This window comes from Rhodococcus qingshengii JCM 15477 (assembly GCF_023221595.1).
Lineage (GTDB): Bacteria > Actinomycetota > Actinomycetes > Mycobacteriales > Mycobacteriaceae > Rhodococcus_F > Rhodococcus_F qingshengii.
Genome location: NZ_CP096566.1, coordinates 40,419 through 54,881, shown reverse-complemented (window position 1 = coordinate 54,881; position 14,463 = coordinate 40,419). Strand labels below are relative to the sequence as shown.

At 60.6% G+C, this 14,463-nt stretch carries 13 protein-coding genes; 2 read left to right on the top strand and 11 right to left on the bottom strand.

Translation table 11 applies throughout. The features are described 5' to 3' along the window. Nucleotides 1-940: 940 nt before the first annotated feature. Complete coding sequence (locus tag M0639_RS30830) at nt 941-1,507, top strand: hypothetical protein (protein ID WP_064074489.1); 567 nt, start codon at nt 941-943, stop codon at nt 1,505-1,507. 1 nt (nt 1,508) lies between these two features. Further along, complete coding sequence (locus M0639_RS30825; RefSeq protein ID WP_064074490.1) at nt 1,509-1,934, top strand: hypothetical protein; 426 nt, start codon at nt 1,509-1,511, stop codon at nt 1,932-1,934. A 317-nt stretch (nt 1,935-2,251) separates the two neighbouring features. Here M0639_RS30825 and M0639_RS30820 read toward each other — a convergent pair whose 3' ends face one another. From M0639_RS30820 to M0639_RS30770, 11 genes are all read right to left on the bottom strand, one after another. Next, on the bottom strand, nt 2,252-2,812 hold the full coding sequence (locus M0639_RS30820; RefSeq protein WP_231915044.1) for a TetR/AcrR family transcriptional regulator: 561 nt from the start codon (nt 2,810-2,812) through the stop codon (nt 2,252-2,254). A gap of 110 nt (nt 2,813-2,922) precedes the next feature. Beyond that, a complete protein-coding gene (locus tag M0639_RS30815; RefSeq protein ID WP_248671236.1) occupies nt 2,923-3,276 on the bottom strand; it encodes a hypothetical protein in 354 nt (117 codons plus the stop codon). Then, on the bottom strand, nt 3,273-3,584 hold the full coding sequence (locus M0639_RS30810; protein ID WP_231915045.1) for a TetR/AcrR family transcriptional regulator: 312 nt from the start codon (nt 3,582-3,584) through the stop codon (nt 3,273-3,275). Before M0639_RS30810 ends, M0639_RS30815 begins: the two co-directional genes overlap by 4 nt. An 82-nt stretch (nt 3,585-3,666) precedes the next feature. Then, on the bottom strand, nt 3,667-4,764 hold the full coding sequence (locus M0639_RS30805; RefSeq protein ID WP_082893189.1) for a DUF2637 domain-containing protein: 1,098 nt from the start codon (nt 4,762-4,764) through the stop codon (nt 3,667-3,669). A gap of 97 nt (nt 4,765-4,861) precedes the next feature. After that, on the bottom strand, nt 4,862-5,149 hold the full coding sequence (locus M0639_RS30800) for a hypothetical protein (protein WP_064074493.1): 288 nt from the start codon (nt 5,147-5,149) through the stop codon (nt 4,862-4,864). Between the two features lie 121 nt (nt 5,150-5,270). Next, nucleotides 5,271-6,044 (bottom strand): ParA family protein, encoded by a 774-nt coding sequence (locus M0639_RS30795; protein ID WP_064074494.1) that lies wholly within the window; start codon nt 6,042-6,044, stop codon nt 5,271-5,273. A 236-nt stretch (nt 6,045-6,280) separates the two neighbouring features. Beyond that, nucleotides 6,281-6,859, bottom strand: coding sequence for a hypothetical protein (locus tag M0639_RS30790; RefSeq protein ID WP_064074495.1), 579 nt, complete (start codon nt 6,857-6,859; stop codon nt 6,281-6,283). Beyond that, entirely contained in the window at nt 6,856-8,010 is a 1,155-nt protein-coding gene (locus M0639_RS30785) for a hypothetical protein (protein ID WP_064074514.1), read from the bottom strand. Before M0639_RS30785 ends, M0639_RS30790 begins: the two co-directional genes overlap by 4 nt. 701 nt (nt 8,011-8,711) lie before the next feature. Next, on the bottom strand, nt 8,712-9,686 hold the full coding sequence (locus tag M0639_RS30780) for an asparagine synthase-related protein (RefSeq protein ID WP_064074496.1): 975 nt from the start codon (nt 9,684-9,686) through the stop codon (nt 8,712-8,714). 57 nt (nt 9,687-9,743) lie between these two features. Beyond that, nucleotides 9,744-13,373: an nSTAND1 domain-containing NTPase gene (locus M0639_RS30775; protein WP_082893190.1), complete on the bottom strand. Its 3,630-nt coding sequence runs from the start codon at nt 13,371-13,373 to the stop codon at nt 9,744-9,746. Between the two features lie 485 nt (nt 13,374-13,858). Beyond that, on the bottom strand, nt 13,859-14,275 hold the full coding sequence (locus M0639_RS30770; RefSeq protein ID WP_257216792.1) for a helix-turn-helix transcriptional regulator: 417 nt from the start codon (nt 14,273-14,275) through the stop codon (nt 13,859-13,861). Between the last annotated feature and the right edge of the window lie 188 nt (nt 14,276-14,463).

Sequence of the window (14,463 nt, the reverse complement as noted above, 5' to 3'; positions counted from 1 at the left end):
CCTAGTCTGCGAGGAACGACCAAAGTGTTCTGACGCATAGGCCGCATTGGACGAATGGGAGATCCAAATATGTTGCGGCAGTGCATATTGCGCTGAGAGAATCAGCCCTGACCTCCGGTCGGCGTTCAGGTGAACATTCCAGTCGTGCGGTCGCGTCGTGCGAGATTCCACCCAGCGATGGAAGCGAGTGCCCCGACCGCTGCCCCCAATAGGGGTGCACCGATGATCAGTCCAATTATGAATCGGCGAATCGGGACCGTCTCGACATGGAACGATTGGAGGTCGTGCGGCTGGTAGCTGGCTGTGTAGATCGTGAAGGGTTGGGAGGCGTACCACCACAACACGGCGGCGCTTACGAGTCCGCATACTAATCCGAATCCAGCGAAGACCAGTACAGTCACGGCCGCCGAGCGGCGTTGCGCCTTCAAAATATCTCTCCCAGGGCCACACCCGCACGCTACCCAATGAGATAGATGAGGTCAGGAGCTGGCAATAGCGCCGCGTCTAAGATGAGGCCTCACAAACCCGAGGAGACCCGTCATGTTCGGATTCTTTAAAAAAGGCAGCGCGCCAGTTTATGAGTGCGGGTATGCGTACCCGGATCACAGCACGCAGCCTCACTACCACGTAGGGCATCCGCGTAAGAAGAGGCAGTCAATGACTAAAGGTACTGGCTCCTACGACGGTGACACCCTCCATGCCAACACCGGGGTTCCTCCCAACCCGCCGGGCACTAACAATCCGCCACTCGCCAGGGGGCATTAGACAAGGACGACCGTCTCATTCCCAAGGATTGATGGGCGCTGGGCTTCGAGCGGACCCAAGCGCGAGGTACTAGCCTCGCGTACCGGAGCACGTTTCGCGGCTCTCGGTAGTTGATCCCGGCAACACGGCCAGTTCGAAAGCCGAGTTCGCCGAAGTACCCGGCACAATCACAGCTGTGAATGTGGAAACTGTCGAGCCCTGCCTGCTCAAAAAGTGGAGTTTTTGGATCACCACTCTCCTCGCGCTCGTCGTGCTTGTGGTGATCTGGCGGTTCGGCCTGGCGGCGTACAGGAAGTGGGGGCACGAGGCGTTCCTGGCCGGCCTGGGCAAGTTTGCGGTTAGTCCAGGATTCGGTGGTCTCATGGCCGTGGCGGCTGCGGGAATCGCTTTCATCGGGGTGTCTGCGGCTGGCAGGAACGCAAGGCGTATCGCGCGGGCCGAACGGTACCAAGATTTCGTGACCACTCAGCAGGAAAAGTGGTGGGAACAGGCGCTTTGGGCGCTGAACTTGGCTACCGGCACGGCAAAGGACAACCGTCCTTTGGGCTACGACAGTTTGACGATTCTCCTAAAGGTCGAGGAGAAGTACAGACCAGTCGGTGCTGCCGAGCTAGTCCGGAATGTAACGGCAGGTCCTTTGGCTCTGCCTAGTGGAATCCTTGAGGATTTACTCAAACAAGCTTCAGAGGTGGACGTCGATTCGAATTCCGGGGAGAATCTGGGCGAAGGGAAGGTGGAGTGACATGGCTGAGAATCTCGCTGCCGAGACAAAAAGCTCAGGACATCACGTTCCGCGCGGCTACATCGTCGTGACAGAAGGCCTGCGCAAGGGTGGGGACCAGCCGAGCACTATCAGCGTCAAAGGCCACAAAAAGATCCACAAGATCTCGAAGCACGGCAAGGGCAAGATGGGTAAGAACCCGGGGCGCGAGAGTTCGTCGTCGGCCGACACCTCAAGCCCAGCTTCGTCGGCCACGACTGTTCCTGTGCGGGGCAAGAAGTTGACAGATCCGAGTGACATTATTGGCGTCTCCAGCATCACGGGGCGCTCGATCACCTTGGCGGAGGGTGTCGCGGCAGCCAAGACTCGTGTGGCCGCCGACAAGCTCATTCCGGATGCAAAGACACCAGATGCGATAGTGAAACTTTCCCAGATCAAGCTGGCTTAAGTTTCCCGGGGCGACTCGTAGAGCTACCGATGTGTCCACGCTGCCCGCACTTGCTCTCGTACGTCTTCCCCTTGCGAGGAGCCCACAAGAGTCGCATTTGAGCCCGGTAGGACGCCCGACCTGATCCAGGTAGAGCGTCTCACCTGCAACATTCAGGATCGCGCACTCTTGATCGGAATCACGAGCAGGACGACGGCGATTGCGCTAAGCACACGACCGATCCCTCGATCTACATTCTGCGTTCTTGCCCTGAATAGGACGATACTTTCGGTCTTCTCGTGGTCACCGCGGTCCCTCCCCTGATGTCGTCGAGAGTCTCATGCGCTCACGGATTTGATGTGGGCTGCGACTGTGTCTCCGATGCGGGTGGCGAGGTCGATGTCTTCTCTCATGACCGCGGATGCGTGGGCGGCTCCGATGGTGCCGGCGCACAGGTTCCACGCGAGTCGGTGAGCTGTGGGGGTGTCGGGGATTTCGCCGGTGGTGATGGCGGTTTCGATGATGTCGCTGATGGCGTCGACCCAGTGTGCGAATGCTGCGCCATTGTTGATGGCGGGTTCGAGGGTGAGTTTCATTCCGGCGCGGAGGTAGGTGTCTTCGCCGATGTGCTGTGCGAGCGAGATAAAGATCGCTGTCAGCTTCTCCCTTGCCGTGCTGCTTGGACTGGCCGCCAGTGCTTCGCTGATGGTTTCGGCGAGGGTGTGGTTCCAGTCCGAAACGAGGTGTTCGGCGATCGCTTCCTTGGATGGGAAGTGGTAGTACATCGCGCCTTTGGCGAATTTTCCGGTACCGCTGATGGTGTTGATGCTGGTGTTGCCGTATCCGTCGGTGTCGAAGTGCCGTGCCGCGACGGCGATGATCGCTTCGCGTGTTCGCACTGCGCGGTCCTGCATTGCTGAGTTTTTACTGCCGGGGATGCGCCCGATCCGAGGGCTGGTTCTTGTGGCGGCAGCGTTTTCCGGAGTGGCCGCCGATTCGTTATGGCTGTTCACAGAGATGCTCCTTCGACCATACGGACGGCGGCCGGGTCAGTTCCGCGCCACATCAGCAGCAGATCGTCGACTCGTTTGGTGATGGTGTGGTTCTCGTCGAGGCTAGCGGCAACCTGCACTGCGCCGACGAAACCGGCGCAGAGAGTGTCTGCGAGCCTGGACATGCTTTCCGCGCAGTCGAGGGCGCCGGAACGGATCGCGTCGACGACGATCGGTGTGATCGCGTCGGTCCACGATTCGTAGGTGGCACACGCATCACTGAGCGACTTGTCGACGGACAGGATGAGTCCGGCTCGGGTGATCGCTTCTGTTTGTGTGCGGCGGGCGAGTTCGCGGTAGATCATGATCACTTGCCGATCGCGGGTTGACCTGTCGCTGCGGCCTTCCCCACTGTCTCGGAGACTGCGGCGGACCAGCGGCGGAGCATCTCGCTCGCGATGGATTCCTTCTTCGAGAAGTGGAAGTACATCGCACCTTTGGTGGTCTCGGAGATCGCCAGGATGTCATTGATGCTGGTGCCCGCGTAACCGGTTCGGCTGAACAGGGTGGCAGAAACTTCGAGGATCGCTTCTCGGGTGATTTTCGCTCGTGGCTGTATAGGTGGTCGGCCGGTTTTGCCGTGGTCGATGCTTTCGGAGCGGTCGGTATGATTGTTCATGGTCACAGGTGCTTTCTGTGGTCATCGGCCCTGACGGTGTTCGTAGCACTGTCGGGGCCACCCTTTTATTGGTGGGTGTGGGTCAAACGGTGGTGAGTTCGCTGCGCATCGGGTTCTCGGCGGCTCGCAGGTCGGGCAATGGTGGACTGTCGAAGCCTGCTTCTCGAGCTGCGGTATCGAATTTCTCGTACCGACGCCATGCGGTCGATGTCGCGACAGGCGGCTTCGATTCCAGAGCGATGGTCTCCCACGTGAGGTTCGGGTTCGTGAGCTTGCGGACCGCTGTGTCTTTGACGTTCTTCGCGAGATTCGCCCGGGCGATGAAGGCCATGAGGTCGTCTATGTCGGCATCCGTGTCGGCCTGTGCTTCTTCGGCGTCGCGACGGTCTGGGAACTCCGTAGCTGTGTCTTGGGGATCGAGGATCTCGTCGAGGCCTTCATCCGTCATTTCGTTGACGAAAAACGGCTCCGCAAAGTCCGCAATAGCGTCCTCGTTGCCTGTCTTCGCATCCACCGTTGTGGCGTCTACGTCTAGATCCTCTTCCTCCTGCTCCGCAATATTGTGGGCGATCTTCTCGCTGGGCTGAGGGACGCGGATCGGTCCCCGGCCTACGGCGAGGTCAGATGCAATACTCTTTGCATCCTCACTGTCAGTGGCACTTTCGACGATCGAACGGTAAGCGGCGTACGCCATTCCGACTGCCTTCACCAAGATCGTGATTCCGTGCGTGAACGCCAAGACCAGGGCCGGCGGAATGATCGCAATGGCCGCTGCAATGGCCGGCGCGAGTGGAATGAACCCAAGGTCTCCCCCACCATCGATCGACTCCTGTGCAGCAATTGCTGCGTGATAGGCGTGGTACGCGTTTCCGAGGATGCTGATCACGACAACGCTGACTGCGAGGGCGATGTAGAAGCCCCTGTCGCGCTTGTTCATGTTGAGCTTGCTGATGATGACGATGGCGATGGTGGCGCCGAGGATGGCGCTGTCGACAATCGCCGGGAAGATCCAGGTCAGGTGTTCCGGGATCAGTGCTTGCCGTGCAAGGTCGCGTTGTACGGCGAAGGAAAGTACGAATGCGCCGGTGGTGATACCGAGCGCAATGACGATCGCGAGTGCGAGTGCAGCAAGCAATGCACCTAGCTGAATACGAGCTGCTCGGAGGCTAAAGTCGGTCATGACTGGGTTCTTTCCTTCAAGTGGTTTCCCGGTCTGGAGCCTCGTCGGGTGCATCCGGCGGGGCTCCCTTTGCATTTCAGATCAATCAGCGCGATCGCTACCTGGTACTGCGTCCATGCTTTTTGTAGTGGTCGGGGTAGGTCGACTGAATTGCCTGCTCGATGATCGAACGGATGCTGTGCCCGGTTTCGTCTTCGACGGCGTCGATAGTTTCCCGGAAGCTCAAGCCGAGTCTGGTTGAGAACTGGATGACGGGTTCGGCTTTTTCCTTCTTCGGCCGCCCTACCGGCCTGCGTGCGGCTGGAACCTCTGCCGAATCGACAGCCTCGTCGACGGCCGGACGCGGCCCTCTCCGCGGGGCGCTGAGGTCAGGTTCTTTGCTCATTAGTTCATTCCTTCGTTCGGTAACTCATGAGTTCATGCATTGCTGCATTCGTTACGTAATTCACGCATGAGTTAGTTCATTATTGCACGCGTGCATGAATTAATTAAGTCAACTCGCGCACTCATGCGTTAATGAATGCGGAAAATATCTGCTGGTACGCGGCGAAAACGGGCTCGCCCTTGTCGAATTTCCCGTACCACTCGCCGGTCATGCGCGACTGGTCGACGATGGTGCGATTCGGAATGATTGGCGTGAGAACGAGGCCCGTTTCCCTCAGTCGCTCCAGCGCTTTCACTGAAACTTTCGTCATCACTGTCTCCTTGACGGCGCCGACGACGATGCCCGCCTCACTGAGACGGCAGGGGGCACCAATCACTTCGCGGCTTTTGCGGAACTTTGCGACGGACTCTTGCGCACCTTCAACGCCGTCGATCCCGTCTTGATTCGCGGTTGCGGCGTAGATGACCTTGTCGCTGGCGGCGAGCGCATTTTGCGTAAGCGTTCCACCTTGGCGGTTAGGGCAGTCGATGATGCGAATTTCCGCAGTGTGCCCTTCCAACGCCGTTGCGAGCCTCAGTTCGGCGTGATCCTCGTAGTCCCTCTCACGGTTCGAGAGTGACCTCGAGGACGGAATGATGCGCAGATTGTCGTCCCACCCGCTGTCAATGGCGAGATCTTCGGCCCACCCTTCCGGGTTTTCGTCGGCCAGGATCGCGCCCACGTGCTGCCACGATTCCTCCGGGTAGCTGCCGATCCATTTAGTGGCTGCACCTCGGGGATCTAGGTCGATGAGGGTGGTCTTGAACCCCGACAGGGCAGCCACCATCGCGAGGGAGACTGCGGTCGTCGTCTTAGTGACGCCACCAGCCTCGCTGTACACCATGATTGTCGTCATGCATGAATGCTAGCACTAATGCGTTAACTCTGTCTGTAGTTAATGAGTTCATGCATGCATTAATTAACTCAACTTCGCCAACTGCTTTCAATCACGGCATCACCGCTGGTGAGGAAGTTTTGCGGTCCGCTGCACTTCTGCTCCCACACCACTGTCAATTCGAGGCAAAGACGCAAAATGCGCAAAATGCGGAGCGTTCCTGGCGTTGCCTGACTCATCCAACTGTCGCAACAGTCCTATGTCCGGAGGCGAATATTTCGCCGTGCTGGGCCGAAGACTGTCACTCCGTGTTCGACCTCGGCCGGCGTCGAGCTGTGATGAACGAGAGAAACCCGGTCTGTTGCGTGCACTGTGGCTTGGTCGTGGGAGTGCACGGTCGCGTTGTCGTAGGCATAGGTGGTGGTGTCTTCTCCGACGTCGCCGAAGGAGTCGTCGACGAGGTTGCTTGTGGCGCGGTTGGTGGCGCGGACGCGTGTGGTGTCGAATGCGTCGGTATGGGCGTTCCCGTAGGCGAAGAGAGTTGTGTGCCCGAAGATTTGGGATCGTGCGGCGTCGGTGGCCACGATCTGGGCACTGCGCTTCGTTTCGGGTGTCAGGCGGGTGATGATGACTCGTGAGACGCCGACGATGCGGATCGTGATGCCGTCGGGCAGCTCGGCGTCGGTGAGTTTTAGGGGTTCGTCGTTGCGGTGGTCGATGACGATCGTCTTTGCGCCGGTGCGCAACCGTTCGTGGATCTGGGGGACGGTCTGGCAAGGGGAGAGCGGCCGGCGCTTGACGGGCGGCCGCTTCGGGGGCGGGCGGTTACCGTTCATCGCTTACCCCGATCTGAGAGATGGGTGATCCACACGGGCGAGGTTTCATTCTCACGCGCGGATGCCTGGGTCTTTCGGATGCGGGCGCTGTCGGCCGCTCGGCGGGCGACGAAACGGGCAGCTTGGCGGCCGGGGGAGTCCTCGGCAGCGGCTGATGCGTACCGGCCCCGTTCCGCCTCGAACGCTGCTGCCTGTCGTTCACGCTCGGCTTTTTCCTGGTCAGCGGCTATCTGAGCGAGAACGTGTGGCGCGAAAGCGAGATCCTGCTGCTTCATGAGCCAACGGATGAACGCGATGGGGTGCTTCGGGTCCGGTGCCATCCGCGTCGCCTTGCTCCAGGCGTCGATCGCGTCATTGAGATCCGCGGCCGTCCAACCGTGCGCCGCTGGTTCGGTCAGTGCGGGAGCCCACCCTCGGGGGGTGTGCCGCCGCGCCCAAACGGGAGTTCGTGGATTGCTGAGCCATCTGGATGCGAGCAACAAGCCTTTCCGGACGCCTTCGGCCTTCTCGACCCCCGCCTTCGACTCCTTGCGCCGCGAAGCGGCTCGTTTATCCACAGATCGTTTTGTATTAAGTACCTCTCTACGAGAGGTAAAGCTCTTAAAGTGACCGCTATGCGGGTGGGGTGCCATTTGTATGGAACCGGCGACGGTGATGCGGGTTTTATCCACAGGCTTGCTCGGGTGCAATGCCCAGACAGACGCCCAGCCGCGGGCCTTGTCGTTGAACCTCCATGAGGCATACCGCTCGTCCTTGGTGCGGAGTCGGCCGCGCAGGACCTCGGTGGCCACGCGCAGGAGCTTGAGTGCTTGTCGTGCTCGCTGGACTGTGCGTTCCCCGCCCTTGATGCGTTCGGCGATGGTCTCTACCGTCAGGCGCGAGTTCCGGCCGGTGTCGTAATCCGCGGCTTCCGCCATAACGGTCGCCACGGCGATCAGGGACTTGAGGCTGATTCCCCCGCCAGATGTCTGAACAAGCATCGGTCGAATCCGTGTGTATTCAGCGGTGAACGCGCACCGAACGACGATCTCGACCCAATGTTGGGCGCCTCGCCATCGAGCGATGCCGCCGTATGCGCCGTCTTCGAGCTCGAGTGCGACCTTGCAATAACGCCGGCACGCGGCTTCCTTGCCGAGCGTTTTGAGCAACATCGGCGTCAGGGCATGGCACTGGTGCCCGTACAGGTGCCCCTGCATTCTGCGGGGTGTCCGAGCTGTTCCGTAGCGGCGCCGCATAGGGCTGCTACCGCAATACGGGCGCTGTATGGGTGCGGGCGTGTGCTCCATCGCTGAGACACGCGAAAAATCGGTTATGGATTTTGCATCAGGACGCGATGTACCCTGAGACCTGTCACGCAAGACAGTCCCTTCGGGGAAAGCAGCAAGACCCTAAGAACCGAGCGTCAACTCGTTTCTTACGACATCCGAATCCCCCGGCCCGTCAACCGGGGGATATCGTCGTTTTAAGGGCGATCAACTGCGCATATGAGACCGAAGCGGGGTTTCCGCGTCTTCGGCGTTGTGGTCATCATTAGGCGGTCATCGTCAGCCTCTCTGTGTGGACCGCGGCCGGGTCGAATCGGGTTACCGCAGCGCTGAGGATGTCGGCGACGAGTTCGCTCTCAGTTAGTCCCCGAGCTTCGCGCATCAGGGTGAGGCGGTCTTTGACATCCACAGGCACTCGCGTCTCGACACGACGCCGCTCGCCTTTACTCGGACGACCTCTCGCCATGACAAGCCCCTTCCAGTTCGTCCGCGCGGTGGCGCGGGCATTGTGTTGCCTGCAAATACTCCCGCAGAAATGTCGAGATACGCAGCCGACACGCCGGTTCAATCCGTTCCGCCTATATGGGTCAGTCTAAAGCGGCTAGAAAAAGCCTGACTGCGACGGACTCCATCGGTTCCGTGAGCGGATTGCTGTAGGTCGTTGCTCCTGGAAGCTGCGCGGCACGGGCACGCGCTGCATCGGCGAGCGCATCGAACAGGCCGCTGGACCGTTGAATAGGGGATTTACGTGTCCAGGCCAGGTGCTGCGCAGTTTCCGGAAGCAGGCGCTCACAAGCCAGCCGGACTGCGAGTTTGTCGTGCGCTGCGCCAGTGACGTGGCCGAAGAGAGCGGGTGGCGCTAGTTGTTCAGCGAGTTGCCAGAACCGTTCTGTCTGGAATACGTGGATGAGTGCTTGGGCGTCGTCGCCGAGTAGTCGTTCGTAGAAATCCGGGACCAAGCGATCGCGAACGAAGTTCGTTCCCGTCTCGGTGCGAACCACTTCGTCTAAAGCCTGGTTCGCTGCGGCGGATTCGATCGGGTGCTGGATCACCCGTCCTCCTGCAAAAATTGCATCTGCACCACTGCCGGTGAGAACAGCTGCCGGTGCCGGGGATGCGGCGCTGAATCGGCGGATCAATTCAGAGGCGGCGAGGATCGGGATCGCGGCTGCGACCTCCCACAGTTCGTTGACTCCCAGGGCGGCCACTGCCGATTTAGCGAGGCTGACGACGTCTGATGAGCTCAGGACAACAACTTCATGCCGCAGTCCGAGTGCTTCGGCAGCGGCTATCGCGGGTGCTCGATCGACGGCTTCCCCGTCGACGACGATCGTGATCGCACGCGGTGCGGTGCCGAGGGCGACTGCGGTCGCTGCGACGAGGATCGAATCAACGCCACCGGAAAGCAACACGATCGGATCTGCGGGGTAGCTGTCGAGCACCACTCGTATTCGATCGAGGGTTTCGGCGGCTATTGCCTTCGCCGCGATGTCGGGGTCTGTGGTGGTGCGGAGGCTGGAACCATCGACGTTGAGTGCGTGATCGTCTGCGACGAACTGCATTGGCTTTGCGGTCTGGAGTGCAGTCGGTGAGCGCACAGTGCCCTTTCCAAGGATGAGTTAGCAGGTGGTTCGGTAGGGGAGTTCAGGGAATAGTTGGTCCCACGTCGCGTCGGTAAGAACATTGTTCGTGTTCTTGCACACTCGGGTTTCTGCCGCACGCTGGGTGAGATTCCATAGCCGGACAGCTCCGCCCTCTCCACCTGCCGCGAGGTGATTGGAAGTGGGGCTGAATGCGATGTACCAGCGGGTGGCTCCGATGGATGCGATGGAACCGCCGAGTTTGATGGGAGCTGCGATGTTTGTGGTGTCCCAGAGCTGGACGGTTCCCTCGTCACTGCCCGAAGCCAGAGTCCGCCCATCGGTTGCGAAAGCGACGGACCGGATCGTGCTTGATTGGCCGATCAGGGGGTCGCCGATCCCTTGCGCCTCGCTTGGTTTCGCTACGTCCCAGAACCGAATCGTCTGATCGTCACCAGCGCTGGCCAGGGTTTTCCCGTCCGGCGAGAAGACAACGGATTCGGCCTGCTTCGTGTGCCCGGTCAGTGGTTGAAGCATCTTGGGACGGCTCGGATCTGAGCTGTCGAGGAGCGTGATGTCGTTGGTACCCGACGCCGCGATCGCGAGCGTTCGGCCGTCCGGTGAGAAGGCCGCGTTGGTGAGCAGGTCGCCGGGGACCGGCAGCGGCTGCCCCAGTGGGGCGGGCGCAGAGATGTCGGTGATGTCCCAGAACTGGAGCGAGTTGTCGCTGCTACCGGTGACCAGGGTCCGGCCGTCCGGGGTGATCGCCATCAGATACGCGTATCTGGTCTCGAGTTCGAGGCGGCCGAGAGGGCGGATTGTGTCGGGGTCTGAGGCATCCCAGAGCAGTACTGCACGATCGTTTCCGCCCGTTGTCAGCACGGTTCGGCCATCCGGTGAAATTTGCAGGTTGTCGATTTGGCCGTTGGGCACTACGACTCGTCCCCGTGCGATCGGGTGATCGGGATCAGAGGTGTCCCACACTTGAAGGGTGCCGTCGACAGAGCCCGTGGCCATGTGCGATCCGTCCGAGCTGAATCTGGGGGTCATGACACGGTCGGTGTGGGCGTCGATGACGGATGTAGGGCGGTTCCACATCCTGAGGACGCCGTCCTGACTTCCTGTTGCCATAGTTGCGCCGTCGGGAGCGAAGGCGACTGTGATCATGCCCCCGTTACTGCCGGCAAGGGGCTGTCCTAGGGAGCGCGGGCGGGAAGGGTCTCGGAGGTTCCACAGTCGGGCGGTGCCGTCCCAGCTTGCGGTTGCGAGCGTTTGACTGTCCGGCCCGAACGCAATGGACCACAGCGCACCGGTGTGACCAGTGAGAGGCGGCCCTTCCAAGGTCGGCTGCGCGGGGTTTCCGATGTTCCAGACTCGGGCAGTGCGATCGTCGCTGCCGGCGGCGAGAAGTTGGCCGTTTGGACTGAATGCCACCGAGTGCGCCGCTCGGGCAAATCCTGTGAGCGGGGCTGTTGCGATTACGGGGTTGGACGGGTCGCTGACGTTCCACAGCCACACTGTTTTGTCGTCGCTGCCGACCGCGAGCAGTTTCCCGTCCGGACTGAACGCGCTTGTTCTAACCGGGCCTGCTGGCCCGGCAAGTGGGGGAGTGAGGAGAGACGCTGCTTCTGGGTTGCTTACGTCCCACAGCCCTGTGGTTCCGTCGTCGTTCGGTGCGGCGAGGGTGCGTCCGTCTGGGCTGAACGACACCACGTACACGGTGCCGCCGGCGGATTGCAGAGGGCTTCCGATCGCCTCGGGCGAGAGCGGATTGCGTACGTCCCATAGTCGCACTGTGCCGTCGCCGCTCGCGGTGGCTAGCATCGCGCCGTCAGGGGACCAGGCGGCCGCAGTGACGAAACTCGTGTGCCCTTCCAGCGGCGATCCGATCGGTGTCGGGGCTTGCGGATTGCTGACATCCCATAGTCGCGTTGTGTGGTCGCCACTCGCCGTCGCGAGAACTTTGCCGTCAGGCCTGTATGCGGCGGTGTAGATCGCATTTTCATGCCCCACCGCCGGTGTTGCCATTGGTGCATCTTGTGTGGCCAGGACTCGGGACGTCTCGGCAGGTTGCATGTTGCGGGCTGCGAGAACTAGCTGCGCCGACAGCGAAGGGTTGGACTGTTGTAGTCGGTCCGCTGTCGATAACACTTCTCGGAATTGGGCACTCGAGGCGAGGACATCGGACCGCGCACTCGCTCGGAACGCAAAGACGGACACGACCATCAAGACCGCGACAAAGGCAGCGATCGCGGACACGGCTCCCCGTTTTTGCAGCTTCCGCCGTTCTTGCTTCTTTATTGCATCGCGCCGAAAGCTGTATGCCATCGGTGTCAGCGGGTGGTCGTCGAGTTGTGCGATGACATCGTGCAACCTGTCACCGGCCCACAGGTCGGCGGACTGTCTACCTCGGCGGTCCCATTCGGCCGCGTCGCGTTCGAATGTCTGCCGAAGCATGTTGCTCGCCCGGTTGGCGCTGATCATGTTGTGCAGCCGGATCCAGGAGTCGATGACCACCTCATGAGCGAAAGTCACGAGGCCTGCGTCGTCGACTGTGAGTAGTCGAGCTGTGGTGAGCGCTTCGATGACCCGGCCATTGCGGGCATCCGCGCCGCCCACGCGTAGCAGTTCTGCCCGGGGGACAGCCCTTCTGGTATCGCGCGCGCCATCGCCGATCTGGACCAACCTCAACAGTAAGGCTGGTGCCACTGCGCGATCGTCGTCGTCGAGAACTTTCCAGGCGTTTTCGGCGGCGCGGTTGACGGAACCTTCGATTCCTCCGGCTGCCTCATACGCTCGAAGGGTGAGATTTCCGGCTTGGTCCCGATGCATCCACATGCTTTCGAGCACGTGCGACATCAGGGGGAGAACGCTCTGGTTGTGCCCTACTCGTGTGGCATCGAGGTCGCTGATGATTCGTTCGGATAGCCCTGGTTCGAGCTCAGCGTTCACGGCGGCTGCCGGCAGTTTGATCGCTTCTGCCAGTTCCTCGGAGCTCATAGGCGCAAGCACGATCTGCCTGTGCTGTAGGGCGTCGGCCAGGGGAGCGTGTTGCAAGCATTCGGGTACGAAGTCCGCACGTACGCCGATCACCACTCGTATGGTGCTCGTTGAGCTGACCACGCGAGAGAGACGGTCGAGTCGATCTATGAACTCGTCCCGGGTCGCGTCGTGAGCACCGGCGGTGAGTACCTGTTCGAACTGGTCGACGATGAGTAGCAGTGCATCGTTCTCGGTATCCGCGAGGTAGTCATCGAGCACCGTCCGGTAGTCGTCGCTCGACTCGGCTTCTCGTATGCCCGGGAAAATGCGGGTAAGCGCACCGAAGGGGTCCGGGCCGGGGTCTACGGTCTCGATGCTCCACGGTTTTGTGGATCCCCATGTCAATCCGTGGGTGGCGGCTCGTCCGGCGATGCCGGCGTGAAGGAGCGAAGATTTACCCGTTCCGGAGGCGGCATAGAGAACGAACATCCCGGAGGTAGTGGCGCCTTGTAGGGCGGAAACCGCTTCTTCGATGCTGCGCTCGCGGCCGAAGAATCGGTCACGATCTGTGACTGTGTACGAGGCGAGACCGAGATATGGGCAAGCAGTTGGCGCCGCGGACGACGGGTCGGCCGCCTGCCGGCTACCCGTCTGCGCTTCCGCCCACCATTCCCGCCACACCGCCATGTCATACAAACCATGTTCGGAAGGCTGTATCGCTTTCGCTCTTGCTGCCGATATAAGTACCCAGAGGACAGGCTCCAGCGATTCAAACTTTTCAGGAACGCGCGCTCCGCGCTTCCAATCGCTGATGCGCTGATAGCTCGGCCCCTCGGAGCTACGTTCTTTCGCCCTCGCTGCTACTGCCTTGAGCGTCGGATTATTCGCGGCCGCCCAGAGTGCACTCAGTCTTCCTGCGAACTGGTTCCGGTCCGTCACTTGAATCCTCGCGCCACTGTTTTCCTGCCGTTTCCCCAATTCCGCACCCAGCAAAGTTCCGCGTGCGGAATATTTGTCCGAAGTGCCCGGACCTGCAAACTTAGCGTGTTGCTTGGTGCGGAATCGAACCGTGGTGTGGAAAATCGGGAAAAGTTCGCCGCATGACGGTAGAAGACGCGCCTATCGCGGCGTGCGATTCGTGCGGTGCATTGAGAAGGCGATCCGCGCACTCTTCACACAGGGGTGTGCGGAGGTCTGCTTCTCGCGCGGTTGAATGCGGAACGAATATCGCTCAGGGAGTAGTCGAGTTCAGCGGCGAGCATCTCCGCGACATCCTCGCTGAGGTTGATCTCACCGCGCTCGAGGGCACCCATCATGGTTTGGGAAAGACCGATCCGCTCGGCAAGTTGAGACTGTGTGATCAGCCGCAGGGTGCGAAGGTCGCCAAGGAAGGTCTCTCCTTTTGGTACGGAAACCAAAGCGGAAATATCGATATCGAGCACGCTAGGGTCGACCAATTTAACGAGCGTCTCGATTTTGGGCGTGCCTCTTCCCGCTTCCCATGCTTTGACTGCGCCGGGCGTCAAACCAAGAATGCGCGCAAGTTCGGCTTGAGTGAATCCTCGCTCCAACCGTCGATCACGGAGCACGTTGGGTTGAAAGCCGCGAACGGATCTCCTGCCCACTCATCCCCCGTCCACTCGTGTTCGGTGCGATTCACCTAGGCGTGAAGATTAGCCATCGTGGGATTACCCCTACTGTCTAGCCGTTTTAAACTGACTGTTATAGACTGACCCTCATAGGTTGATCTTGTGTCCGGCTCGGGCCGTCACCTGGG